The organism is Streptomyces sp. NPDC002779, assembly GCF_042888685.1.
Lineage (GTDB): Bacteria > Actinomycetota > Actinomycetes > Streptomycetales > Streptomycetaceae > Streptomyces.
In genome coordinates this window covers 1-22,831 of record NZ_JBIAQC010000028.1, presented here as the reverse complement: position 1 = coordinate 22,831, position 22,831 = coordinate 1, and the positions used below count along the sequence as shown (strand labels likewise).

General features: G+C 73.3%; 23 protein-coding genes. 18 read left to right on the top strand and 5 right to left on the bottom strand.

From position 1 onward, the window contains the following. Positions 1–107: 107 nt before the first annotated feature. Entirely contained in the window at positions 108–1,673 is a 1,566-nt protein-coding gene (locus ACFYW5_RS35505) for a carboxylesterase/lipase family protein (protein WP_389421271.1), read from the bottom strand. 226 nt (positions 1,674–1,899) lie between these two features. On the opposite strand from ACFYW5_RS35505, the gene ACFYW5_RS35500 reads away from it, so the two are divergent. The 3 genes from ACFYW5_RS35500 to ACFYW5_RS35490 all read left to right on the top strand — a co-directional run bounded on the left by ACFYW5_RS35500 (position 1,900) and on the right by ACFYW5_RS35490 (position 4,643). After that, on the top strand, positions 1,900–2,919 hold the full coding sequence (locus ACFYW5_RS35500) for a hydroxyacid dehydrogenase (RefSeq protein ID WP_389421270.1): 1,020 nt from the start codon (positions 1,900–1,902) through the stop codon (positions 2,917–2,919). Positions 2,920–3,062: 143 nt separating this feature from the next. Next, positions 3,063–4,127 carry a LacI family DNA-binding transcriptional regulator gene (locus tag ACFYW5_RS35495; RefSeq protein WP_389421269.1) on the top strand — a complete coding sequence of 355 codons (1,065 nt, stop codon included), beginning with the start codon at positions 3,063–3,065 and terminating at the stop codon, positions 4,125–4,127. Positions 4,128–4,136: 9 nt separating this feature from the next. Next, on the top strand, positions 4,137–4,643 hold the full coding sequence (locus ACFYW5_RS35490; protein WP_389421268.1) for a hypothetical protein: 507 nt from the start codon (positions 4,137–4,139) through the stop codon (positions 4,641–4,643). On the opposite strand, the gene ACFYW5_RS35485 is transcribed toward ACFYW5_RS35490, so the two are convergent. Then, positions 4,621–5,265: a ThuA domain-containing protein gene (locus ACFYW5_RS35485; RefSeq protein ID WP_389421267.1), complete on the bottom strand. Its 645-nt coding sequence runs from the start codon at positions 5,263–5,265 to the stop codon at positions 4,621–4,623. The two genes, ACFYW5_RS35490 and ACFYW5_RS35485, sit on opposite strands and share 23 nt — an antisense overlap. 90 nt (positions 5,266–5,355) lie before the next feature. Here ACFYW5_RS35485 and ACFYW5_RS35480 point away from each other — a divergent pair, with 90 nt between their 5' ends. Together ACFYW5_RS35480 and ACFYW5_RS35475 are read left to right on the top strand one after the other, a co-directional pair. Further along, positions 5,356–6,372, top strand: coding sequence for a DUF5954 family protein (locus ACFYW5_RS35480; protein WP_389421266.1), 1,017 nt, complete (start codon positions 5,356–5,358; stop codon positions 6,370–6,372). Positions 6,373–6,479: 107 nt separating this feature from the next. After that, positions 6,480–6,878 carry a VOC family protein gene (locus ACFYW5_RS35475; RefSeq protein WP_389421265.1) on the top strand — a complete coding sequence of 133 codons (399 nt, stop codon included), beginning with the start codon at positions 6,480–6,482 and terminating at the stop codon, positions 6,876–6,878. Here the strand turns inward: ACFYW5_RS35475 and ACFYW5_RS35470 are convergent. Together ACFYW5_RS35470 and ACFYW5_RS35465 are read right to left on the bottom strand one after the other, a co-directional pair. After that, positions 6,861–7,529 carry a DUF6597 domain-containing transcriptional factor gene (locus tag ACFYW5_RS35470; RefSeq protein WP_389421264.1) on the bottom strand — a complete coding sequence of 223 codons (669 nt, stop codon included), beginning with the start codon at positions 7,527–7,529 and terminating at the stop codon, positions 6,861–6,863. The genes ACFYW5_RS35475 and ACFYW5_RS35470 overlap by 18 nt on opposite strands. A gap of 4 nt (positions 7,530–7,533) precedes the next feature. Continuing rightward, positions 7,534–8,469 (bottom strand): AraC family transcriptional regulator, encoded by a 936-nt coding sequence (locus ACFYW5_RS35465; RefSeq protein ID WP_389421263.1) that lies wholly within the window; start codon positions 8,467–8,469, stop codon positions 7,534–7,536. 80 nt (positions 8,470–8,549) lie between these two features. Here ACFYW5_RS35465 and ACFYW5_RS35460 point away from each other — a divergent pair, with 80 nt between their 5' ends. Next, entirely contained in the window at positions 8,550–9,386 is an 837-nt protein-coding gene (locus tag ACFYW5_RS35460) for an NAD(P)H-binding protein (protein WP_389421262.1), read from the top strand. Positions 9,387–9,395: 9 nt separating this feature from the next. On the opposite strand, the gene ACFYW5_RS35455 is transcribed toward ACFYW5_RS35460, so the two are convergent. Beyond that, complete coding sequence (locus tag ACFYW5_RS35455; protein ID WP_389421261.1) at positions 9,396–10,541, bottom strand: YihY/virulence factor BrkB family protein; 1,146 nt, start codon at positions 10,539–10,541, stop codon at positions 9,396–9,398. A gap of 100 nt (positions 10,542–10,641) precedes the next feature. On the opposite strand from ACFYW5_RS35455, the gene ACFYW5_RS35450 reads away from it, so the two are divergent. The 12 genes from ACFYW5_RS35450 (at position 10,642) to ACFYW5_RS35395 (ending at position 22,717) form a co-directional block, all read left to right on the top strand. Beyond that, positions 10,642–12,276, top strand: a complete 1,635-nt coding sequence (locus ACFYW5_RS35450) for an acyl-CoA dehydrogenase family protein (RefSeq protein ID WP_389421260.1) — start codon at positions 10,642–10,644, stop codon at positions 12,274–12,276. A 272-nt stretch (positions 12,277–12,548) separates the two neighbouring features. Further along, positions 12,549–13,811, top strand: coding sequence for a GAF domain-containing protein (locus tag ACFYW5_RS35445; RefSeq protein WP_389421279.1), 1,263 nt, complete (start codon positions 12,549–12,551; stop codon positions 13,809–13,811). Between the two features lie 149 nt (positions 13,812–13,960). Further along, complete coding sequence (locus ACFYW5_RS35440; protein WP_389421259.1) at positions 13,961–15,118, top strand: hypothetical protein; 1,158 nt, start codon at positions 13,961–13,963, stop codon at positions 15,116–15,118. A gap of 17 nt (positions 15,119–15,135) precedes the next feature. After that, entirely contained in the window at positions 15,136–15,708 is a 573-nt protein-coding gene (locus ACFYW5_RS35435) for a GNAT family N-acetyltransferase (protein WP_389421258.1), read from the top strand. 125 nt (positions 15,709–15,833) lie between these two features. Next, positions 15,834–15,917 carry a putative leader peptide gene (locus ACFYW5_RS35430; protein ID WP_310887545.1) on the top strand — a complete coding sequence of 28 codons (84 nt, stop codon included), beginning with the start codon at positions 15,834–15,836 and terminating at the stop codon, positions 15,915–15,917. A 129-nt stretch (positions 15,918–16,046) separates the two neighbouring features. Beyond that, complete coding sequence (locus ACFYW5_RS35425; RefSeq protein ID WP_389421257.1) at positions 16,047–17,744, top strand: nitrite/sulfite reductase; 1,698 nt, start codon at positions 16,047–16,049, stop codon at positions 17,742–17,744. Continuing rightward, complete coding sequence (locus ACFYW5_RS35420) at positions 17,741–17,929, top strand: hypothetical protein (RefSeq protein ID WP_383315669.1); 189 nt, start codon at positions 17,741–17,743, stop codon at positions 17,927–17,929. Before ACFYW5_RS35425 ends, ACFYW5_RS35420 begins: the two co-directional genes overlap by 4 nt. Continuing rightward, positions 17,926–18,636, top strand: a complete 711-nt coding sequence (locus ACFYW5_RS35415) for a phosphoadenylyl-sulfate reductase (RefSeq protein ID WP_389421256.1) — start codon at positions 17,926–17,928, stop codon at positions 18,634–18,636. The genes ACFYW5_RS35420 and ACFYW5_RS35415 overlap by 4 nt, the downstream gene beginning before the upstream one ends. Next, a complete protein-coding gene (gene cysC / locus ACFYW5_RS35410; protein ID WP_389421255.1) occupies positions 18,633–19,220 on the top strand; it encodes an adenylyl-sulfate kinase in 588 nt (195 codons plus the stop codon). The genes ACFYW5_RS35415 and cysC overlap by 4 nt, the downstream gene beginning before the upstream one ends. Next, complete coding sequence (gene cysD / locus ACFYW5_RS35405; RefSeq protein ID WP_389421254.1) at positions 19,217–20,155, top strand: sulfate adenylyltransferase subunit CysD; 939 nt, start codon at positions 19,217–19,219, stop codon at positions 20,153–20,155. The genes cysC and cysD overlap by 4 nt, the downstream gene beginning before the upstream one ends. Positions 20,156–20,157: 2 nt before the next feature. Further along, the gene (locus ACFYW5_RS35400; RefSeq protein ID WP_389421253.1) at positions 20,158–21,486 is read left to right on the top strand and encodes a sulfate adenylyltransferase subunit 1; all 1,329 of its coding nucleotides are present in this window, start codon (positions 20,158–20,160) and stop codon (positions 21,484–21,486) included. A 127-nt stretch (positions 21,487–21,613) separates the two neighbouring features. Continuing rightward, on the top strand, positions 21,614–22,717 hold the full coding sequence (locus ACFYW5_RS35395) for an aliphatic sulfonate ABC transporter substrate-binding protein (protein ID WP_389421252.1): 1,104 nt from the start codon (positions 21,614–21,616) through the stop codon (positions 22,715–22,717). Positions 22,718–22,831 lie beyond the last annotated feature (114 nt).

The window sequence follows — 22,831 nt, the reverse complement described above, 5'->3', positions numbered from 1 at the left end:
ATCGGCGGATGCTGCCGGGAGGGTCGGAGGTGATCGCCGGGTGTGCGGGGGCAGGAAACGTCCACCTCGCACCGACAGCCGACCCTCGCCCGTCCCCCCGGCAAGGGTCAGTCGCGGCGTACCGCGCCCGGGAGGCGGAGGCGGCGTACTACCGACCGGAGTTCCGGGCCGCGCAGGGGTGGGCCGCCCGGTGGGGGTGCCTCCGGGGTGGGGTCGGCGGCCCAGAGGGCCAGTTCGCGGTCCCGGGGGCCGTACTCGGTGTGCGGGGCGCCGGCGCCGAAGATCCGCACCGGGTGGCTGTCGTCCCAGTGCTGCCAGCCGGGGTCGCCGTGCTCGGCGAACCGGACCCAGGCGCCGTGCATGGCCTCGGAGAGTTCGGGCGGGGTGCCCGCGCCCGCCAGTTTCGCGGACTCGGGGGCGTCGCCGGTGCCGAAGACGAAGCCGAGTTCCAGGGCGTGGCAGGCGCCGAGGCCGGGCCGGATGGACGGCCAGGCGAACTCGTACACGTACGAGGTGTCGGGGCGGGAGTCCGCCAGGCGGTGCAGCGGGTTCCGCAGCAGGCGGTCGGTGACCATCTGGCCGACGATCTCGGCGGTGCGGGCCCCGGGGCGCAGGGTGCGGTAGCCGCGGGGCACCTCGGGACCGCAGCGGCAGCGGGCCATGGCTCCGGCCAGCGCGAGCGGCCCGAGCCGGTCGACGCGCTCCAGCAGACCGCCGGGCACCAGCCACAGCCGGTACTCCTCGCCGGTCCAGCCCGTCAGCAGCTCCACGCCCCGCGCCGCCGCGCCGTCGACGAGCGCCTCCAGGGGATCGCGGGGCACGAGGTCGCCGTCGACGACGATCCCGAAGGCGGGCCCGCCGAGCACGGGACTGCTGAGCCGGCCGGCCTCGGCCTGGGTGCGCAGCAGCAGTTCCCGGTCGACCTCGGCGAAGGCGGCTGCCGTGGCGGGGATCTTCAGCCGGGTGGCCATCCGGCGCACCATCTTGCGTACCTTGTCCCGCTCGGCCGCCTCGGGCGGCCCGCTCTGCAGAATCGCCCGCCGCACCAGGCCCTGGGTCCCCGGCGCGGCCAGCAGTGCCCCCGCACTGATCGCTCCGGCGGACTGCCCGGCCAGGGTGATCCGGCCGGGGTCGCCCCCGAAGGCCCCGATCGAGGCGTGCACCCACTCCAGGGCGGCGAGCTGGTCCCGCAGCCCGGCGTTGGCGGGGGCGTCCGGGAAGAGGCCGTAACCCTCCACCCCGAGACGGTAGTTGACGGACACGAGCACGATGCCGTCCCGGGCGAAGTGCCGTCCGTCGTAGACGGGCACGGCGGAGGAACCGCGGGTCAGCGCGCCCCCGTGCAGCCACACCATGACCGGCAGTCGCGCCCCGGGGCTGGGATCGGGCGTCCACACATTGAGGTTCAGACAGTCGTCCCCGACCACCACCGGGTCGGCCAGATACTCCGCGAAGGCCGGGGAGTACGGCGGTTTCGGCGCCGTCGGCCCGAACGCGCCCGCGTCACGGACACCGTCCCAGCGCTCCGGCGGCAACGGCGGCCGGAACCGGCGGGGCCCGAAGGGCGGCGCGGCGTACGGAATGCCGCGGAACACGGCGACCGTCCGCTCGTACCTGCCGCGCACGGCCCCGTAGGGGGTGCTGACCACGGGGTCGGTCCGGTCCGCCGCCATCCGCCCACCAGCCCTTCGCCAAGACCCGCACCGGTCCCATCAGAGCACCACATCGCCCCGATGTATTCCGGTGGATCGCCCGGGCACGACTGATCGGCGCCCCACGAGGCGGACGAATGGCGGCCGGTCACCGGTGCGCCGGTGGTCTCATTGACCACCCTTCGTACCGGATCTACCGTAGAAGGCGCTTTCTACGAGTGCGTCCGTCAGCCCATCCAGGAGAGCCATGCCCGACCGCCCCGCGCAGCCCCCCAGGGCCGTGTTCGCGATGGACCCCGTCCACCTCCCCCGGCTCTTCCCCCCGCCCCTCATGGCAGGGCTGAGGCAGACCTGCGCCATCGAACCCGCCCTGGTCGTCCGGGACTTCAGCGCCCCCGCGGCCGCCGCGGCCCTGGCGGAGGCGGACGTCCTGATCACGGGCTGGGGCTGCCCCCCGCTGGACGCGGCCCTCCTCACGGCCGCCCCCCGCCTCCGCGCGGTCCTCCATGCCGCGGGCTCGGTCCGCCACCTGATCGGCGAGGACGTCTGGCGCCACGGCGTCACCGTGTCCAGTGCGGCAGCGGCGAACGCCGTTCCGGTCGCCGAGTACACCCTGGCCATGATCCTGCTGGCGGGGAAGGACGCCTTCGCCCACCGGGACCGCTACCGCACCACCCACACCCCGCCGACCTCCGCGGAGACCGCGAGCACCGGCAACCTGGGCCGCCGCGTCGGCGTCATCGGCGCCTCCCGGGTGGGCAGACGCCTGCTGGAGCTGCTGCGCCCGTTCGACTTCGACGTCCTCCTGCACGACCCGTACGCGACCCCCGCGGAGGCGGCGGCCCTGGGAGCCGAACTCCTGCCGCTGGACACCCTCCTGCGCCGCAGCGACATCGTCACGCTGCACGCCCCCGACCTCCCCGGGACGCACCGCATGCTGGACGCCGACCGCCTGTCGCTGCTCCGGGACGGCGCGGCCCTGATCAACACCTCCCGGGGCGCCCTGGTCGACCCGGACGCCCTCACCGGCGAGTTGGTCTCCGGACGTCTCACCGCGATCCTCGACGTGACCGAACCCGAGCCCCTGCCCGCCGACTCCCCGCTGTACCGGCTCCCCAACGTCGTCCTCACCCCCCACATCGCGGGCTCCCTCGGCAACGAGCTGGAGCGCCTGGGCCGCACGGTCGTGGCGGAACTGGAACGCCTGGCGGCCGGCCACGCCCTCGCTCACGAGGTACGCCGGGCGGACCTGACCCGGGTGGCGTGACCCACGGCACCCTCCCGGCCGGACGGCTCCGGCAGCGGCGGCTCTTCCGCAGATCCTGCGGCGAACCTAGGGTAGGAAGCGCTTACTATCACGCTGGGCGAGACGTCCGACGGCCCTCGGGCGGGCCGGAGAGGTGGTTCCCGATGGTCCGTACGGGGAGTGCGCACACGGCGGCCGGGCCGACCCTGGCCGTGGTCGCCCGGGAGGCGGGGGTCTCCGTGCCCACCGCCTCCAAGGTGGTCAACGGCCGCGAGGACGTCGCGCCCGAGACCCGGCGCCGGGTCACCGAGGCCCTGGACCGGCTCGGCTATGTCCGCAGACCCCGCTTCGACGGGGTCAGGACACCCGGGTTCGTCGACCTGGTGGTGAACACCCTGGACACCTCCTGGTCCGGCGCCGTCCTGCACGGGGTGGAGGCGGCCGCGCACGACGCAGGCCTGGAGGTGGTCGTCTCGGCCGGGACACCCCGGGCCACGTCCGACCGTCCGGAGCGCGGCTGGCTGGACAAGCTCACCACGCGCGGCTCCTCCGGGGTGCTGTTCAACCTGACCGAGCCGACCGCCGCCCAGTACGCCTGGCTCGAACAGCACCGCATCCCGTTCGTGATGATCGACCCGGTCGCCGAACCCCCGCCGGGCGTGGTGTCGGTGGGCGCGGCGAACTGGCAGGGCGGGGTGACGGCGACCGAGCATCTGCTGGCGCTCGGGCACCAGCGGATCGCCGTGGTCGCCGGGGACCGGCAGACCATCGCGGACAGCGCCCGGGTGGCCGGCTACCGCTCGGCGCTCGCCTCGGCGGGCGTGCGCCACCGGCCCGAGTACGTCCGGTACGCGGGCTCCGACGAGAGCCTCGCCGGCCGCCGGACCCGGGAGCTGCTGGAACTCCCCGAGCCGCCGACAGCCCTGTTCGTCACCTCGGACCTGATGGCGCACGGGGTCTACGCGGCGCTCGCCGCACGGGAGTTGCGCGTCCCGGACGACATCAGCGTGGTCGGTTTCGACGATCTGCCGCAGTCCCGCTGGATCACCCCGGCGCTCACCACGGTCCGCCAGCCGCTGTCCGAGATGGCGGCGACGGCCCTGCGGCTGCTGGTGCGGATGATGGCCGGTGACCGGCCCGAGAGCACCCGTACCGAACTGTCGACCCGGCTGGTGGAGCGGGCGAGCACGGCCGCGCCGAGTTTGGCATGTCCCGCTGGTCGTTCATAGGTTGACCCGATGGGTCTCATCGACAGGCTGACCGGCACCCGCTACCCCGAGGACGGGGTCGTGCCGCTGTCGGCGTCGGACGTCCGGGCCGCGCTGCTGGCGCTCAACGGCCCGGACGCGCCGTACCGCATACGCACCGCGCTGACCGCGGAGAAGGCCGACCTGGTGGCGGAGTGGCGGATCCCGCCGTCGGCCTCGCGCCGGCTGGAGCGGACCGTGAAGACACGGATGCTGCTGGTCCCCGGGCGGCGCGAGGTGCGCAGCGTCGACGAGCAGTGGGAGGTCAAGCGGACGGGGAATCCGCCGCGTTGGGTGGTGGCGCGCCGGCACTCCGTGGGGCAGGTGAACTGGACCGAGCGGCAGTGGACGTACGAGCGGGGTGCCGACGGGCGGCGGCGGAAGATCGAGACGTTCCGCTTCGACTCCCGGCAGATCAAGGACCCCTTGCGGGCGGCGGCCCTGGCGGCGGGGTGGACCTGGCGCGGGATGATGTTCAGCCTCGCGCCGCCCAGGTGAGGCCGCCGCGCAGGTGGGCGCGGAAGTGCGGGTCGTCGTAGGCGTCGGCCGCATGCCCGAGGGCGGTGTAGAAGACGCGTCCGGCGCCCTGTTCGCGGCACCAGGCGAGGGGGTGGTCGGCGCCCATGCCGCCGCCCTCGTACGACGTCTCGTCGGCGGACAGCAACACCCGTGCCGAGGCACGGGGGTTGGTGTCGAAGTCGTACCACTCGTCGGTGAAGTCCCAGACGGGGGGCAGATGGCGGGTCGCCGGATGGCCGGGGTCCTCGACCAGGACGCGGCCCGGCTGGAAGTCCGGGTGGCGGGTGAAGCGGGCGCCCAGCAGCTCGCCGTAGTAGGGCCACGTGTACTCGGTGCAGGCCGCCGCGTGCACCCCGGCGAACCCGCCGCCCGCCTCGATGTATCCGGCCAGCCGCTCCCGCCCGGCCGGGGTCAGCACCTCGCCGCTGGTGGAGAGGAAGACGACGGCGGCGTACGGCTCCAGGGGCGCGGTGAGCGCGGCCGGGTCCTCGCTGTGGTCGACCTCGAAGTCCCCGAGGGTGCGCAGCGCGGCGACGGCGGCCGGGATGGAGTCGTGCCGGTAGTCGGTGGTGCGGGTGAAGACGAGGAGTCGCGGGCCCATGGCCGACGAGCGTACGGCCTGCGCCCCAACCGCCGCGGTGGTTGGGTCGTTTCGGCCTCTCCTTCGCCTCGCGTTCATCACAATGCGGGCATGAGTGATGACTGGCGGCAACGGATCGACGCGCTCCAGGAGGAGCTGATCCGCCGTGACGACCCCACCGCCTGGGTGCGTGAGGCCGACGCGGTGGACGCCTCGCTGCGCTATCCCCATCTCGTGCTGCGGGGGCCGGTGTTCGGGGTCGCCGTCCTCGATCCGGCGGCGGGGCCGTGCTGGCGGCTGCTGAAGCCGGTGGTGGACCCCATGCCGCAGGTGGCCCGGGACGGGCTCAACTCCCATCTGTGGTTCACGGCGAAGGACGGCACCGACGATCCGGCCGTACGGCGTGAACTGCTCGCCGCGGTGGCGCTGCTGGACCAGCGGCCGGTGAACGAGGTCGAGGCGTGCGGGGTGCGGTACCGGGTGGTGCGCGCGGACGAGTTCTCGCGCGGCGACGGCGAGCGGCCGGAGCCGCCCCGGCCGACGGATCCGCAGCCCGCCGAGCCGAACTGGGCGCGGCCCCGCACGCCCCCGCCGGGACCGGACGTCGGCTTCGCCCTCGACCCCGCCCACGACGACGGCCCGATGGCCGCGGCGACCCGGCTGGGGCTGCGGGACTTCGCATACCGCCCGGCCGCGGTCCCGGCCGCGGTGTGCGCCGACTCCGAGCGGGCGGTCGGCTCCCATCCGGAGGTCGTGCTGCTGCCGACCTGCTTCGGCGTGGTCGAGCACGGCAGCCTCGGCTGGCAGCCGTCCGGCGGGCTCGCGGCGACCGCGCACGACGCCCGGCGCCGGCTGTACGACGGGATGGCCGAGGTCTGGGCCGCGCTGCACCGCTACGACGACGCCACGCGGGCCGTGTACGCCAGGGCCGCCGAGGAGTTCCGGGCGCTCGGCCGCGCCGACGCGTGCACGGTGGCCGGGCGCCGCTTCCGGATCTGCCGGGTCGACCGCATGCTCCGCATGGGGCCCGACGGCCCCGAACCGCCGCGCCCCTCGGACCACGACGCGTACGGTCCCATGCGCATCCACCCGGCGATGGACGAGTACGGCACGATCGCCTACGACTGACGGCGGCGGCTCGACCGGTCGTGCTCTCCCGGTTGCCGGGCGGCGGCACCCGGCCCCTGTCCGTTTCCTTCAAGACCGGCCGCCCGTGCGGTGCCTACGGTGGGCGCATGACTCCACGATTCGACGCCTTCGGGCTGGTGGTCTCCGACATGGCCGCCGCTGTCACCTTCTACCGCCGCCTCGGTTTCGCCTTCCCCGACGGGGCCGGGAACGAGCCGCACGCCGAGGCCGGACTGCCCGGCGGGCTGCGGCTGATGCTGGACACCGAGGAGCTGGCCCGGTCCCTCCACCCCGGATGGCAGCCGCCCTCCGGCTCCCGGCACTCGCTGGCCCTGCGCTGCGACCATCCCGGCGAGGTCGACACGGTGTACGAGGAGCTGACCGGCGCCGGGTACCACGGCGAGCTCAAGCCCTGGGACGCCTTCTGGGGCCAGCGGTACGCGGTCGTGCACGACCCGGACGGCAACGGCGTCGACCTGTTCGCGCCGCTACCGGCGGCCGAGTAGCTCCCCCAGCGGCACCCCGGCCAACTCCTTGACCTCCCGCGCCAGATGGGCCTGGTCGGCGAATCCGGCGCGGGCCGCCGCCTCGGCGAACGGCACCTCGGCGGCGAGGCGCAGGGCCCGCCGGAAGCGCAGGATGCGGGCCAGCGTCTTGGGCCCGTAGCCGAAGGCGTCCAGCGCCCGCCGGTGCAACTGGCGTGCGCCGAGCCCGAGTTCATCGGCGGTGGCGCCGACGGTCCGGCCCGCGTCCAGGGCGCCGACCAGCCGGCGCAGCAGCGGATCGGGCGGCTCGGCGCGCTCCAGGACGAGGTCCTCCAGTGCCCTCGGCAGGTCGGCCGCTCCGTCGACGCGGCCCGCCAGCCGCCGTACCTCGGCGGCGGGCCACAGGTCGGCGAGGTCGACGCGCCGGTCGCGCAGTTCGTGCGCGGGCACGCCCAGGAAGGCGGGGGCGGAGCCGGGGAAGAAGCGCACGCCGACCCAGCTGCCCGCCTCGCCTTCGGTGAGGTGGGCCCGGGTGTCGGCACCGGCGACGCTCAGCCGGCCCTCGTGCCAGAGCAGGTCCATGCAGCCGTCGGGGAGCACGCGCCCGGTGCCGGGCGAGGTGTTCGCCCAGACGACGGCGCCGGAGAGCCGGGACGGCCGTTCCTCGTACACGGCCCTACGTCCCCCTCGCCCGGTGCTCCTGCGGGCTCACCCCGTGGACCCGTTTGAAGGCGCTGGACAGCGCGAAGGCGCTGCCGTAGCCCACCCGCCGGGCGATCGCTTCGAGGGTGTCGTCGGTGTCCCGCAGCGCGTCCGCGGCGAGGGCCAGCCGCCAGCCGGTCAGGTAGGTCATCGGCGGTTCCCCGACCAGCTCCGTGAACCGCCGGGCGAGCGCCGCCCGGGACACCCCCGCCTTCGCCGCCAGGGACGCCACCGTCCAGGGGTGCGCCGGATCGTCCTGCACCAGCCTCAGCACCCGCCCCACCACCGGATCGGCGAGCGCCCGGTACCAGGCGGGCGCCGCCGCCTCGGGCCGGGAGAACCAGGCCCGCAGCGCGGCGATGACCAGCAGGTCCAGCAGCCGGTCCAGGACCACCTCCTGGCCCGGTTCGTCACGGACGATCTCCTCCCTGAGGAACGGGGTGAGCGGGCAGTCCCACACCTCGGCCGTGAGCGTCAGCAGCGGCGGCAGCGCGTCCAGCAGCCGCCCGCCGACCTCGCCCTGCCACAGATAGGTGCCGATCAGCATCACGGCCGCGCCGTCGGCCCGGTCGCCCCAGGTCCGCACGCCGAGGTCCATGACGCCGTTGAGCGAGCGGCCGTCGGGGTAGCGGCACTTCCCGCCCGGCAGGATCAGTGCCTGCGGCGGGGTGTCCGGGGCGTCGGCGCAGGTGTACGGGGCCGGGCCGCGGGCGATCGCGAGATCGCCGGGGCGCAGCAGCACCCGCTCCCCCGTGTCGGGCACGATCCATGCCTCGCCCCGGGCCATCACCATCACGGTCAGCGGGGCGCGGTCCTCGATGCGGACGGCCCACGGCGGGTCGAAGCACGCGCGGATCATGAAGGCGCCACGCGCGCGTGGGCCCTCCAGCAGGCCGGCCAGGGCATCCATGGCGCCAGCGTAGACGCGTGCGCATGGGAATGAGCCGTTCGGCGATGGGGACTTGGGCCGCGCGGCCGTTGACTTGAGCCATGACGACGAACACGCGCAACGCGACAGTGATGGTGACCGGCGCCTCGGGCCGTACCGGCAGCCGGGTGGTCCGGGCCGTACGGGCGGCCGGCCTTAAGGTGCGGGAGGCGACGCGGTCCCGGGGCTTCGACTGGGAGGACCCGACGACCTGGGCGGACGCCCTGCGCGGCGCCGACGCCGCGTACCTGATGTACCCGACCGACGTGGGTTCCCCGGCCGCGGCCGAGGGCGTCGGGGCGCTGGCCCGGGAGGCGGTCGGACTCGGCGTACGGCGCCTGGTGCTGCTGTCGGCGCGCGGCGAGGACCAGGCGCTGCCGACCGAGGAGGCGCTGATGTCCTCGGGCGCGGACTGGACGGTCGTACGGGCCGCGTGGTTCGCCCAGAACTTCAGCGAGGGCCCGCTGGCGGACGGGCTGCGCGAGGGCGGGCAGCTGGTCTTCCCGGCCGGGGAGGTGACGGAGCCGTTCATCGACGTACGGGACATCGCGGACGTGGTGGCGGCCGTGCTGACCTCCGGGGACCGGTACGCGGGCCGGACGCTGGAGGTCACCGGGCCGCGGCTGCTGTCCTTCCGGCAGGCCGTCGCGGAGGTGGCGGGAGCCACGGGCGCCGCGCTGACGTACGTGCCGGTGCCGGCGCGGGCGTACGGGGAGCACCTGACCGGCTTCGGCGTCCCGCGGGAGGAGGCGGAGCTGCTGGTGGAGGTCTTCGAGACCCTGCTGGACGGCCGTAACGCCCGGCTCACCGACGGCGTCCGGCAGGTGCTGGGCCGGGAGCCCCGCGACTTCGCGGACTTCGCCCGGGAGGCAGCGGCGGCGGGCGCCTGGCGGGGGTGACGGGCGCGGTCAGGAGTCGTCGGGCTTGTGCGGGGGGTGCGTGCTCCTCACATGGGTGCGCAGCCGGGACGTGACGTCCTCGGGGGGCAGGAAGCGGGACCAGCGCTCCGGGAACTCCGAGGGCATGTCGGGGTCGTCCGGGTCGTCGTGGGCGGCCTCGCGGTGGGCGGCGGCGCGGGCCACGTACTCGGCGACCTGGGCCTCGCGCAGCCGCTCGTTGGCGGCGCGGGCGGCGGCGGTCGCGGCGGCCGGCCAGACCCGGTCGATCGCCGCGTTGACCGCGGCCCCGACGAGGACGGCGAACGCGGACACCCCGATCCACAGCAGGACCGCGACGGCGGCGGCGAGGGAGCCGTAGATCGTGGCGCCCTCGACGGTGTTGGTGAGGTAGATGCGCAGCAGGAAACTGCCGAGGACCCACATGCCGAGGGCGACCAGGGCGCCGGGGACGTCCTCGATCCACGGCGAGCGGACCGGTACGGAGACGTGGTACAGCGTGGTCAGGAAGGCGATGGACAGCAGGATGACCACCGGCCAGTACAGCACCTGGACCAGGGTCTGCGACCACGGCAGGACGTTGAGCACCGCGTCCGGGCCCGCCACCATCAGCGGCAGGGCGATCGAGCCGATCACCAGGGCCACCAGGAAGAGCACGAAGGCGACCAGCCGCGTCTTCACGATGCCGCGGACGCCGTCGAGGCCGTACATGACGGTGATGGTGTCGATGAAGACGTTCACCGCGCGGGAGCCCGACCACAGCGCGAACAGGAAGCCGATGGAGATGACGTCGGGGCGGCCGCCCTTCATCACGTCGTCGAGGATCGGCTGGGCGATCTGGCGGACGCCCCGGTCCGACAGGACCGTGCGGGAGGCCTCGATGAGGTTCGTCTCCAGGCTGCTGATGGTGTCGGTGCCGGTCCAGTCGTCGACGTGACCGAGCAGTCCGATCATGCTCAGCAGCAGCGGCGGGACGGAGAGCAGCGTGAAGAAGGCCGCCTCCGCCGCGAGCCCCAGGATCCGGTACTCGATGCACGAGTTGACCGTGTCCTTGAGCAGCAGCCAGGCGGTCCGGCGCTTCGAGACGTTCCGGTAGAGGGCACGCGCCCGGTGGAGACGGCCGGAGGGCCTCTGGGGGAATTCACTTGCTGGCTGCACGACCTAACGGTATCCGCCGCGGGGCCCGCTCCCGTCCCGCCCCGGGGGCCGCCGCGTCGGTGGGGTGAGTGCCCGGATCCGGACGGGTAGGTTCACAGCCATGGACGGCACCACCCACACCGTGACGAACCAGCCCCCGCCCCTGATCGGGTACGACGTCTACGCGGCCGACCGGGCGCTGACGGCGGCGGTCGAGCGGCATCTCGATCCGGGCCTGCTCTCCGACGCGACCAGCGAGTTGTCGGCGCTGGGCCGGTCGGCCTCCGCGGCCCAGCTCCAGGAGTGGGCGGTGCAGGCCGACGAGAACCCGCCGCGGCTGCGCACCCACGACCGCTACGGCCACCGCGTCGACGAGGTCGACTTCCATCCGGCCTGGCACCGGCTGCTCGGCAAGGGGGTCGCCGCGGGGCTGACCGCGGCCTGGACCCGGCCCGGCGGGCATGTGCGGCGCGCCGCCGGGTTCCTGGTGTGGACCCAGGTCGAGGCCGGCAACTGCTGTCCGCTGTCGATGACCCACGCCGCCGTGCCGGCGCTGCGCACCGACCCGGAGCTGGCCGCCGAGTGGGAGCCCCGGCTGACCTCCGTGATCTACGACCGTGAGCTGCGGCCCGCCCGGCACAAGGCGGGGGCGCTGTTCGGGATGGCCCTGACGGAGAAGCAGGGCGGCAGCGACGTACGGGCGAACACGACGGCCGCGCGGCCCCTGGGCGACGGGGTGTCCTACGAGCTGACCGGGCACAAGTGGTTCTGTTCGGCGCCGATGTCGGACGGGTTCCTGGTCCTCGCCCAGGCCCCGGGCGGGCTGACCTGCTTCCTGGTGCCCCGGGTGCTGGAGGACGGCACCCGCAACCCCTTCCACCTGCAGCGCCTCAAGGACAAGCTGGGCAACCGGTCCAACGCCTCCGCGGAGGTCGAGCTGGCGGGGACCTGGGCGCGCCGGGTCGGCGAGGAGGGGCGCGGGGTGCAGACCGTCATCGGGATGGTGGCGGCGACCCGTCTCGACTGCGTGCTGGGCTCGGCGGGGCTGATGCGGCAGGCCGTCGTCCAGGCGATCCACCACTGCGACCACCGCGAGGCGTTCGGCGGCCGGCTGGCCGACAAGCCGCTGATGCGCAACGTCCTGGCCGACCTCGCCCTGGAGTCGGAGGCGGCCACCACCCTGGGCCTGCGGCTCGCGGCGGCCTACGACGACGGCGGCGAGCAGGAGCGGGCACTGCTGCGGATCGCGGTACCGGCCGCCAAGTACTGGGTGGCCAAGCGCTGTACGCCGGTGACGGTCGAGGCGTCCGAGTGCCTGGGCGGCAACGGCTACGTCGAGGAGTCCGGGATGCCCCGCCTGGTCCGGGAGTCCCCGCTGAACTCGATCTGGGAGGGGGCGGGGAACGTCCAGGCGCTGGATGTCCTGCGGGCGCTGCGGCGCGAACCGGCCGCTCTGGACGCTTACCTCGTGGAGATCGGCCGGGCCCGCGGCGCCGACCACCGGCTGGACGCCGGGATCAAGGGCCTGCTGACCGAACTGGCCGATCTGGAGAGCGTCGAGGGCCGGGCCAGGCGCCTGACGGAGCGGCTGGCCCTGGTGCTCCAGGCTTCCCTGCTGGTCCGGTTCGCCCCGCCGGAGGTGGCCGACGCCTTCTGCGCGTCACGTCTGGGCGAGGACGGCGGCGCGACCTTCGGGACCCTGCCGGCCACCCTGGACCTGGAGTCCGTGGTGGACCGGGCCAGGCCGGAGGCCTGACCGCATCCCCCGCGGCGACGGGGCGAGGGGTGGTGCCGCGCCGACACGGCACCACCCTTCGCACAGGCCCGTTCGAGGCCGCGAACGCCGCTCGGGACGGCGTCGCTCAAGTCTCGATCAGGCCATGGCCCACCACCAGGGTTGCAAGGGGTTGCAACTTGCCGGCTCCGGTGGCCGAACCGGCTCCGTCCGCCCGGGACGGGCTGCACTATGAGACGACCGGTCAGGAACGGCCGACGCACTCCCGGGGAGGACTCGTGGCGCTGTCATCCATGGACGTGACGCAGCTGGCCGTCGTCGACGCGGCGCGCGCGGCGCGGGTACTGAACGACGTGCGCAGCGCCACCCTCGCCGGGCAGCGCGCGCCGGTCGCGCCGCGCCCGGTGATCGAGCAGTCCTGGGACCGGCTGCTGCGCAGCGGGGTCGACCCGGACCGCGGCGTCCGCTCCGGGCTGCTCTCCCGCGAGGAGGTGCAGCGGCGCCGGGAGACCAGCGCGCTGCGGCATGTGCTGCCGGTGCTGCGCGAGGGGCTGCTGTCGGTCGCGGACGTCGCCCACCACATCATGGTCGTCGCCGACGAGGAGGGCCGGGTGCTGTGGCGGGAGGGCAGCGCGCCGGTGCTGCGCAAGGCCGACGGGCTCGGCTTTGAACTCGGCGCGGACTGGCGGGAGGACGTCGTCGGCACCAACGGCGTGGGCACCCCGGCCGTCGTGCGCCGGCCGGTGCAGGTCTTCGCCTCCGAGCACTTCGTGCGCACCCACGCCACCTGGACCTGCGCCGGTGCCCCGATCACGGATCCGCGGGACGGCCGGCTGATCGGCGTGGTGGACATCAGCGGACCGCTGGAGACCATGCATCCGGCGACCCTCGCCTGGGTGGACTCGGTCGCCAAGCTCGCCGAGTCCCGGCTGCGGGAGGTGCATCTGAGCGCGCTGGAGCGGCTGCGCGCGGTGGCGGCGCCGGTGCTGTCCCGGCTCGCCGGGCGGGCGCTGGTGGTGGACCGGGACGGTTGGTGCGCGGCGGTGACGGGGATGCCGTACCCGGGGCGGATCACGCTGCCCAAGTCGCTCGCGGCGGGGCGGCGGTGGCTGCCGCCGCTCGGACTGTGCGCCGTGGAGCCGCTGGCCGGCGGCTGGCTGCTCAGGCCCGCCGACGAGCCGGTGCCGCACGGGAGCACCCGGATCGTGCTGGATCTGTCGCAGCCGCGCCGCTGGTCGATGACGGTGACCGGGGGCGCGGGCACCTGGCACCACGAACTGAGCCCCCGGCACGCCGAGTTGCTCTACCTGCTGGCCCTGAACCGGGACGGGATGAGCGCGGCGGGCCTGGCCAGGGAGGTATTCGCCGACGCGGGCCGCACGGTGACGGTCCGGGCCGAGATGTCCCGGGTGCGCCGCTATCTCGGGGGGCTGCTCGACCATCGGCCGTATCGTTTCTGCGAGTCGGCGGAGGTCGAGGTGCTGCTCCCCGAGGATCCGCGCGACCTGCTGCCGCACTCGACGGCGCCGGGCGTGGCCGACGGCCGTACGCGCTGAAGCTCCCGAGGTGGCATCTTCCGGGTAATTACGGGGTCTTCGTCCGCGACCACAGCCCGCTGCCGTAGCATCCGAGGTGGGCCACCCCACCTGCTCCTCGGTCAACGTACGGATCAGCAGGCGCAGTTGGCTCGCCTCGGGAGGACGTCATGACACAGCATCGCGGCAGGCACCGCCGGCGCAGGAGGGGCCGCGCGCTGCGTGGAGTGCTGGCCGGAACCGCTCTCGCGCTCACCGCGGCCGCCACCATGATCAGCGCCTCCCAGGCCACCGACGACGCGGATCCCGGGGCGCTGAAGCCCCTCACCTCACACGCCGAGCTGAACCCCCTGCGACTGCGCGAGGAGCTGCTGCCCGAGCCCGCCCTGGACCGGCTCGACGCCCGGCTGGGCCGCCCGGCCGGCGTCGGCGCGGTCCTCGCCGACGCCGACGGCACCCTGCGCGACCCGGACGACTGCACCGAGCGCGCGGCCCTCCCGGTGGCGCCCGCGGCCACGCGCGCGTACTGCTGGGACGCCGCCGGCACCCGGGGCCTTCGGTCCGGCGCGGTCACCACCTCCGGGGACGCCGACGACGACGGCCACTGGGGCGAGCACCGCGTGGTGCTGTCCGCCTGGTCCGGCGACCGGCGCTCCCGGGTCGCCTTCGTGGACGCGGACGACCCCGGCCGCCTGAGCTACACCTGGGTGCGGCTCGCCGTCCCGACGGACGACGGTCGTGCGCACCGCCCGCTGCGCTCGGCGCTCTCGGGCATGGTCTGGTACCAGGACAAGCTGCTGGTCACCGCGCGGGACGGACTGTACGTCTACGACCTGCACCGCGTCCGGCGCGCCCCCGCGGCGGACGGCTCCCGGTACGTCCTGCCGGCCGTCGGCGTGTACCGCTCGGCCGGACCGGCCCCCACCGGCCTCTCGCTGGACCGCAGCACCTCGCCGGACAGCCTGGTGGCGAGCCGGGACGGCCGGCTGTGGCGGTACGCGTTCAGCGCGGACCCGGACCGCGCCGGGCTGCTCGCCACCGGCACCGCGACCGAGGCGTACGCGACCGGGGCGGAAGGGCTCGGCGGGGTGCTGTCGTACCGCTCCCGCTGGTACCTGACGCAGCGGGCCGAGGAGCGCGGCACGCTGTGGCGGCAGACCACGGACGGGGCCGAGGCCACCCGCTGCGGGGCCGACGGGACCCGGCTGTGCTGGACCGGGCGGACCGCGTCCCTGTCGTACTGGCAGCAGACCGGGGAGGTCTGGTCGCAGTCGGGGCGGACCCTGTTCGCGCTGCCGCTGCACGCGATCGACAGAGCGCTGGACTAGATGATTGTCTGGGCGACATGCCCAACATCCCCGTGACCACCTGGTCCCTGGAGCAGACGGACCCCTCCGACCTGCTGCCGGCCGCCGCCCCCGAGGGCGACGTGCGGATCGTCCGCTCCGAGGTCCCCTCCCCCGAGTTCAGCCGCTTCCTGTACGCCTCCGTCGGCGGCGACATCCGCTGGATCGACCGGCTGGGCTGGAGCTACGCCCAGTGGCAGGAGCACCTGGAGCGCCCCGGCGTGGAGACCTGGGTCGCCTACGACCACGGCACGCCTGCCGGGTACGTGGAGCTGAGCCCGCAGGACGACGGGGTCGTGGAGATCGAGTACTTCGGGCTGATCCCCGCCTTCCGGGGCCGCCGCATCGGCGGCCATCTGCTGTCGTACGGCGTCGCCCGCGCCTGGGACCTCGCGGACCGCTGGCCAGGGCGGGCGCCCACGAAGCGCGTCTGGCTGCACACCTGCAGCCTGGACGGCGAGCACGCGATGGACAATTACCGGCGCCGGGGCTTCACGCTGTTCGACACCAAGGTCGAGGAGCAGTCGCAGGTGGCCGCGCCGGGCCCCTGGCCGGGCGCATACCCCGCCTGACCTGCCCGAGGCGGCACATTGCAGGCATGTGACCCAGAACACCCTTGTCTCGCTCTCCGAGACAAGGGTGTCCGCATTTTGGACGAAGCTGGACTGTGTCCAGATCGCCGTGACACGCTTCCGTCATGCCTGGAACTGGAATTGCCTTGGTGAGTCGGCGGCACGTCGACCTCGGCCGCATGTCCAGCGCCATCTGTCCGGCGCGCTGAGAGTTCATCCAGCACCGCCCGGCACCTCCCCCTTTGCCTGCATTTCCCGCGCAAGGACGCGCACGTCTGCCGTGCGCGCACGCGCAGGTCAGAGCCGCTTTCCCGCCTGTCCCGAAGGACGTATCAACCATGGCCGCCACCCCGCAGAACCCCGCCGCCGCGACCCCCCGCCGCAGGGCGAGCCGTCACCGCGGCGAGGGACAGTGGGCCGCGGGGCACTACACCCCGCTGAACGGCAACGAGCAGTTCAAGAAGGACGACGACGGTCTCAATGTGCGGACACGCATTGAGACGATCTACTCCAAGCGCGGCTTCGACTCGATCGACCCCAACGACCTGCGCGGCCGGATGCGCTGGTGGGGTCTGTACACCCAGCGCAAGCCCGGGATCGACGGCGGCAAGACCGCGATCCTGGAGCCGGAGGAGCTGGACGACGAGTACTTCATGCTGCGCGTCCGGATCGACGGCGGCCGGCTCACCACCGAGCAGCTGCGGGTCATCGGCGAGATCTCGCAGGAGTTCGCGCGCGGCACCGCCGACATCACCGACCGGCAGAACGTCCAGTACCACTGGATCCGGATCGAGGACGTGCCCGAGATCTGGAACCGCCTGGAGGCGGTCGGCCTGTCCACCACCGAGGCCTGCGGTGACACCCCCCGCGTTATCCTCGGCTCGCCGGTCGCCGGTATCGCCGCCGACGAGATCATCGACGGCACCCCGGCCATCGACGAGATCCAGCGCCGGATCATCGGCAACAAGGACTTCTCGAACCTGCCCCGCAAGTTCAAGTCCGCGATCTCCGGCTCGCCGCTGCTGGACGTGGCGCACGAGATCAACGACATCGCCTTCGTCGGGGTGCACCACCCCGAGCACGGCCCCGGCTTCGACGTGTGGGTCGGCGGCGGTCTGTCCACCAACCCCAAGATCGGTGTCCGGCTCGGCGCCTGGGTCCCGCTCGACGAGGTCCCGGACGTCTACGAGGGCGTCATCTCGATCTTCCGCGACTACGGCTACCGCCGGCTGCGCACCCGCGCCCGCCTGAAGTTCCTGGTCGCCGACTGGGGCCCGGAGAAGTTCCGGCAGATCCTGGAGGACGAGTACCTGCAGCGCAAGCTCGTCGACGGCCCGGCCCCGGCCCAGCCGGTCGAGCGCTGGCGCGACCACGTCGGTGTGCACCGGCAGAAGGACGGCCGCTACTACGTCGGCTTCGCCCCGCGCGTGGGCCGGGTGGACGGCACCACCCTGACGAAGATCGCCGAGCTGGCCGAGGCGCACGGCTCGGGCCGGGTGCGGACCACCGCCGAGCAGAAGATGCTCGTCCTGGACGTGGACCAGGCGCAGGTCGACTCGCTCGTCGCGGGCCTGGAGGCGCTGGACCTCACGGTCAGCCCGTCCCCGTTCCGGCGCGGCACCATGGCCTGCACCGGCATCGAGTACTGCAAGCTCGCCATCGTCGAGACCAAGGCGCGCGGCGCCTCGCTGATCGACGAGCTGGAGCGCCGGATCCCGCAGTTCGACGAGCCCCTCACCATCAACATCAACGGCTGCCCGAACGCCTGCGCCCGTATCCAGGTCGCGGACATCGGTCTCAAGGGCCAGCTGGTCCTCGACGACCAGGGCCGGCAGGTCGAGGGCTACCAGGTGCACCTGGGCGGCGCGCTCGGCCTGGAGGCCGGCTTCGGCCGCAAGGTGCGCGGTCTGAAGGTGACGGCCGAGGAGCTGCCCGACTACGTCGAGCGGGTCCTCAAGCGCTTCCAGGAGGAGCGCGAGGACGGCGAGCGCTTCGCCACCTGGGCCGCGCGTGCATCCGAGGAGGCCCTGTCATGAGCGAGCGGGCCGCCCCCTTCTACTGCCCCTACTGCGGCGACGAGGACTTGAGGCCGAGTGAAGCCTTGGAGGGCAGCCACGGCGCGTGGGAATGCGCCGCGTGCAACCGGGCTTTTCAGCTGAAGTTCCTCGGGCTGCTGGCCCGGGGCGTTCAGCCGACCGAGGCAGGGGGAGACGAGATATGACGACCACCCGGGAAGAGCGCACCACCGAGGACCTGAAGGCGCTCGCCGAGCAGGCGGGCCGCGATCTGGAGGGCGCCGACGCGCTGGAGATCCTCCGGTGGGCCGCGGACACCTTCGGCCGGCGCTTCTGTGTGACCTCCTCCATGGAGGACGCGGTCGTCGCCCATCTCGCCTCCCGCGCGTTGCCCGGTGTTGACGTGGTGTTCCTCGACACCGGCTACCACTTTCCCGAGACCATAGGTACCCGTGATGCGGTGGAGGCGGTGATGGACGTCAACGTCATCACGCTCACCCCGCGCCGCACGGTCGCCGAGCAGGACGCGGAGTACGGCCCCAGGCTGCACGACCGCGATCCGGACCTGTGCTGCAAGCTGCGCAAGGTCCAGCCGCTGGAGGAGGGCCTCAAGGGCTATCTGGCCTGGGCGACGGGCCTGCGCCGCGACGAGTCCGAGACCCGGGCGAACACCCCGGTCGTCGGCTGGGACGACAAGCGGCAGAAGGTCAAGATCTCGCCCATCGCCGGGTGGACCCAGGAGGACGTGGACGCCTACGTGGCCGAGCACGGTGTCCTCACCAACCCGCTGCTGATGGACGGTTACCCCTCCGTCGGCTGCGCTCCCTGCACCCGTCGCGTCCTGGAGGGCGAGGACGCGCGGGCCGGCCGCTGGGCGGGCCGCGCCAAGACCGAGTGCGGGCTGCACCTGTGACCACGACCCCGTTTCCGGAGACCGCCCCGGAGAACAAGGAGAACCACGTGACGACCGGAGCCACCGTCTGGCTCACGGGTCTGCCGAGCGCCGGCAAGACCACCATCGCGTACGAGCTGGCCGGCCGGCTGCGCGAGGAGGGCCACCGCGTCGAGGTGCTCGACGGCGACGAGATCCGCGAGTTCATCTCCGCGGGCCTCGGCTTCAGCCGCGCGGACCGCCACACCAATGTGCAGCGCATCGGCTTCCTCGCCGACCTGCTCGCCCGCAACGGCGTCAAGGCGCTGGTGCCGGTGATCGCGCCGTACGCCGACAGCCGTGAGGCGGTGCGCAAGCGCCACCAGGACAGCGGGGCCGCGTACCTGGAGATCCACGTGGCCACGCCGGTCGAGGTGTGCTCCGAGCGCGATGTGAAGGGCCTGTACGCCAAGCAGGCGGCGGGCGAGCTGTCCGGGCTGACCGGGGTCGACGACCCCTACGAGGAGCCCGAGACGCCCGACCTGCGGATCGAGTCGCAGAACCAGACCGTGCGGGAGTCCGCGGCGGCCGTGTACGCGCTGCTCAGCGAAAGGGGCCTGGCATGACGACGACCGTCTCCTCGGTCGAGGAGGGCACGGGGACTCCGTACGCCCTCTCCCACCTGGACGCGCTGGAGTCCGAGGCGGTGCACATCTTCCGCGAGGTGGCGGGCGAGTTCGAGCGGCCGGTGATCCTCTTCTCCGGCGGCAAGGACTCGATCGTCATGCTGCACCTGGCGCTGAAGGCGTTCGCGCCGGCGCCGGTGCCGTTCTCGCTGCTGCACGTCGACACCGGGCACAACTTCCCCGAGGTCCTCGACTACCGGGACCGCGCGGTGGCCCGGCACGGGCTGCGGCTCCATGTCGCCTCGGTGCAGGACTACATCGACCGCGGGGTGCTCAAGGAGCGCCCGGACGGCACCCGCAACCCGCTGCAGACGCTGCCGCTGACGGAGAAGATCCAGGCGGAGAAGTTCGACGCGGTCTTCGGCGGCGGGCGCCGCGACGAGGAGAAGGCCCGCGCCAAGGAGCGGGTGTTCTCGCTGCGCGACGAGTTCTCGCAGTGGGACCCGCGCCGCCAGCGGCCCGAGCTGTGGAACCTCTACAACGGCCGGCACGCGCCCGGCGAGCACGTCCGGGTGTTCCCGCTGTCCAACTGGACCGAGCTGGACGTCTGGCAGTACATCGCCCGTGAGGGCATCGAGCTGCCGGAGATCTACTTCGCGCACGAGCGTGAGGTGTTCGCCCGCAACGGCATGTGGCTGACCGCCGGCGAGTGGGGCGGCCCGAAGGACGGCGAGACCGTCGAGAAGCGGCTCGTGCGCTACCGCACGGTCGGTGACATGTCCTGCACGGGCGCCGTGGACTCCGACGCCACCACGCTGGACGCCGTGATCACCGAGATCGCCGCCTCCCGGCTCACCGAGCGGGGCGCGACCCGTGCCGACGACAAGATGTCCGAGGCCGCGATGGAAGACCGCAAGCGCGAGGGGTACTTCTAGCCATGAGCACCACCACGGAACTCCCCGAGACGACCCTGCTGCGGTTCGCCACCGCCGGTTCCGTCGACGACGGCAAGTCCACCCTCGTCGGGCGGCTGCTGCACGACTCCAAGTCGGTCCTCACCGACCAGCTGGAGGCCGTGGCGCGCGTTTCGGCGAGTCGGGGCCAGGAGGGCCCGGACCTCGCGCTGCTCACCGACGGCCTGCGCGCCGAGCGGGAGCAGGGCATCACCATCGACGTGGCCTACCGCTACTTCGCCACGGCCAAGCGCCGGTTCATCCTCGCCGACACCCCCGGCCATGTGCAGTACACCCGCAACATGGTCACCGGCGCCTCCACCGCCGAGCTGACGGTGATCCTCATCGACGCCCGCAACGGCGTCGTCGAGCAGACCCGCCGGCATGCCGCGCTGGCCGCGCTGCTGCGCGTGCCGCACGTGGTCCTCGCCGTCAACAAGATGGACCTGGTGGACTACCAGGAGTCCGTGTTCGCCGCCATCGCCGAGGAGTTCACGGCGTACGCGCTCGAACTGGGCGTCCCGGAGGTCACCGCGATCCCCATCTCGGCGCTCGCCGGTGACAACGTGGTGGAGCCGTCCGCCCACATGGACTGGTACGGCGGCCCGACGGTGCTGGAGCACCTGGAGACCGTCCCGGTCACCCACGACCTGAGCCACTGCCACGCCCGGCTGCCCGTGCAGTACGTGATCCGCCCGCAGACCGCCGAGCACCCCGACTACCGCGGTTACGCCGGTCAGATCGCCGCCGGTTCGTTCCGCGTCGGCGAGCAGATCACCGTGCTGCCGTCGGGCCGCTCCACGAAGATCGCCGCCATCGACCTGCTCGGCGAGCCGGTCGACGTCGCCTGGACCACCCAGTCGGTGACCGTCCTGCTGGAGGACGACATCGACATCTCGCGCGGCGACCTGATCGTGCCCAGCAAGGACGCGCCGCCGACCACGCAGGACATCGAGGCGACCGTGTGCCATGTCGCCGACGCCCCGCTCACCGTCGGCCACCGGGTGCTGCTCAAGCACGGCACGCGCACGGTGAAGGCGATCGTGAAGGACATCCCGTCCCGGCTCACGCTCGCCGACCTGTCCCTGCACCCGCACCCCGGACAGCTCGTCGCCAACGACATCGGCCGGGTGAAGATCCGGACCGCCGAGCCGCTGCCCGTCGACTCCTACGCCGACTCGCGGCGCACGGGTTCGTTCATCCTGATCGACCCGAGCGACGGCACGACGCTCACCGCCGGCATGGTCGGCGAGTCCTTCGCCTCCCCGGAGCCCGTCAAGGACGCGGCCGACGACGACGGCTGGGACTTCTGACCATGTACTGGACCGGAGCGGGCGGGGGGCGGCGATGTCCGCGCTGACCTCCCACCCGTCCATCCGCCGTTCTCCCGGCCGCGCTCGATAAGGGCGCCGGGCCGGGCCACCGAGAGGAACACCTCCCGTGCCTGCCATCCCCGCCCTGCGCCGTACCCTCGCGGTACTGGCCGTGCTGCCGCTGCTCGCGCTCGCGGCCGCGTGCGGCTACGGCTCCCAGGCCGTGGAGAACACCGAGCACGCGATACCCGGGGCGGCGAAGGTCGACGGCCTGGACGCGGTGCGCATCGGCTACTTCGGGAACCTCACCCACGCCACGGCGCTGGTGGGGCGGCACGAGGGGATCTTCCAGAAGGAGCTCGGCGGTACGACGGCGAAGTACGCCGCGTTCAACGCCGGTCCCTCGGAGATCGAGGCGCTGAACTCGGGGTCCATCGACATCGGGTGGATCGGGCCCTCCCCCGCGATCAACGGGTACGTCAAGGCGAACGGCAAGAACCTGCGGATCATCTCCGGTTCGGCCTCCGGCGGCGTGAAGCTGGTCGTGAACCCGGAGCGGATCACGTCCCTCAAGGACGTCGAGGGCAAGCGGATCGCCACGCCGCAGCTCGGCAACACGCAGGACGTGGCCTTCCTCAACTGGGCCGCCGAGCAGGGCTGGCAGGTCGACGCGCAGAGCGGCGAGGGCGATGTGTCCGTCGTCCGCTCCGACAACAAGGTCACGCCCGACCTCTACCGGTCCGGCTCGGTCGACGGTGCCTGGGTACCGGAGCCGACCGCGTCCAAGCTGGTCGCCGAGGGCGGCAAGGTGCTGCTGGACGAGGCCGACCTGTGGCCGGACAAGAAGTTCGTGATCACCAACGTGATCGTGTCGCGAAGCTTCCTCGAGGAGCACCCGAAGGCCGTCGAGGCGGTGCTGAGGGGTTCCGTCGAGGCGAACAAGTGGATCAACGCCAACCCGGACGAGGCGAAGGCCGCCGCCAACGCCCAGTTGGCCGCGGACACCGGCAAGGCGCTGCCCGCCGAGGTCATCGACCGGGCCTGGCCGTCCATCCGGTTCACCGACGATCCGCTGGCGGCCACGCTCGACGCGCAGGCGCGGCACGCGGTGAAGGCGGGCCTGCTGGAGCGGCCGGACCTGTCCGGCATCTACGACCTGACACCGCTGAACAGGGTCCTCAGAGCCGAGGGCGCACCCGAGGCCGACGACGCCGGTCTCGGCGTGAAGTGAGCCACGAGTCCAGATGAGTTCCCAGGAGGTGACGACCATGGCAACCGCCCTCGCCAAGGCCCCCGACACGGATACGTCCGTGGAGCACGCCGCGCGCATCGACCACGTATCGAA

Excerpts from the sequence above, each read along its gene's own strand:
- ACFYW5_RS35440 (WP_389421259.1), top strand. The coding sequence starts at position 13,961 with ATGACACAGCATCGCGGCAGGCACCGCCGGCGCAGGAGGGGCCGCGCG.
- ACFYW5_RS35420 (WP_383315669.1), top strand. The coding sequence starts at position 17,741 with ATGAGCGAGCGGGCCGCCCCCTTCTACTGCCCCTACTGCGGCGACGAG.
- ACFYW5_RS35495 (WP_389421269.1), top strand. The coding sequence starts at position 3,063 with ATGGTCCGTACGGGGAGTGCGCACACGGCGGCCGGGCCGACCCTGGCC.
- ACFYW5_RS35435 (WP_389421258.1), top strand. The coding sequence starts at position 15,136 with ATGCCCAACATCCCCGTGACCACCTGGTCCCTGGAGCAGACGGACCCC.
- ACFYW5_RS35500 (WP_389421270.1), top strand. The coding sequence starts at position 1,900 with ATGCCCGACCGCCCCGCGCAGCCCCCCAGGGCCGTGTTCGCGATGGAC.
- ACFYW5_RS35460 (WP_389421262.1), top strand. The coding sequence starts at position 8,550 with ATGACGACGAACACGCGCAACGCGACAGTGATGGTGACCGGCGCCTCG.
- ACFYW5_RS35400 (WP_389421253.1), top strand. The coding sequence starts at position 20,158 with ATGAGCACCACCACGGAACTCCCCGAGACGACCCTGCTGCGGTTCGCC.
- ACFYW5_RS35505 (WP_389421271.1), bottom strand. The coding sequence starts at position 1,673 with ATGGCGGCGGACCGGACCGACCCCGTGGTCAGCACCCCCTACGGGGCC.
- ACFYW5_RS35430 (WP_310887545.1), top strand. The coding sequence starts at position 15,834 with ATGCCTGGAACTGGAATTGCCTTGGTGAGTCGGCGGCACGTCGACCTC.
- ACFYW5_RS35415 (WP_389421256.1), top strand. The coding sequence starts at position 17,926 with ATGACGACCACCCGGGAAGAGCGCACCACCGAGGACCTGAAGGCGCTC.
- ACFYW5_RS35475 (WP_389421265.1), top strand. The coding sequence starts at position 6,480 with ATGACTCCACGATTCGACGCCTTCGGGCTGGTGGTCTCCGACATGGCC.
- ACFYW5_RS35485 (WP_389421267.1), bottom strand. The coding sequence starts at position 5,265 with ATGGGCCCGCGACTCCTCGTCTTCACCCGCACCACCGACTACCGGCAC.
- ACFYW5_RS35425 (WP_389421257.1), top strand. The coding sequence starts at position 16,047 with ATGGCCGCCACCCCGCAGAACCCCGCCGCCGCGACCCCCCGCCGCAGG.
- ACFYW5_RS35450 (WP_389421260.1), top strand. The coding sequence starts at position 10,642 with ATGGACGGCACCACCCACACCGTGACGAACCAGCCCCCGCCCCTGATC.
- ACFYW5_RS35445 (WP_389421279.1), top strand. The coding sequence starts at position 12,549 with ATGGACGTGACGCAGCTGGCCGTCGTCGACGCGGCGCGCGCGGCGCGG.
- ACFYW5_RS35465 (WP_389421263.1), bottom strand. The coding sequence starts at position 8,469 with ATGGATGCCCTGGCCGGCCTGCTGGAGGGCCCACGCGCGCGTGGCGCC.
- ACFYW5_RS35480 (WP_389421266.1), top strand. The coding sequence starts at position 5,356 with ATGAGTGATGACTGGCGGCAACGGATCGACGCGCTCCAGGAGGAGCTG.
- cysD (WP_389421254.1), top strand. The coding sequence starts at position 19,217 with ATGACGACGACCGTCTCCTCGGTCGAGGAGGGCACGGGGACTCCGTAC.
- ACFYW5_RS35490 (WP_389421268.1), top strand. The coding sequence starts at position 4,137 with ATGGGTCTCATCGACAGGCTGACCGGCACCCGCTACCCCGAGGACGGG.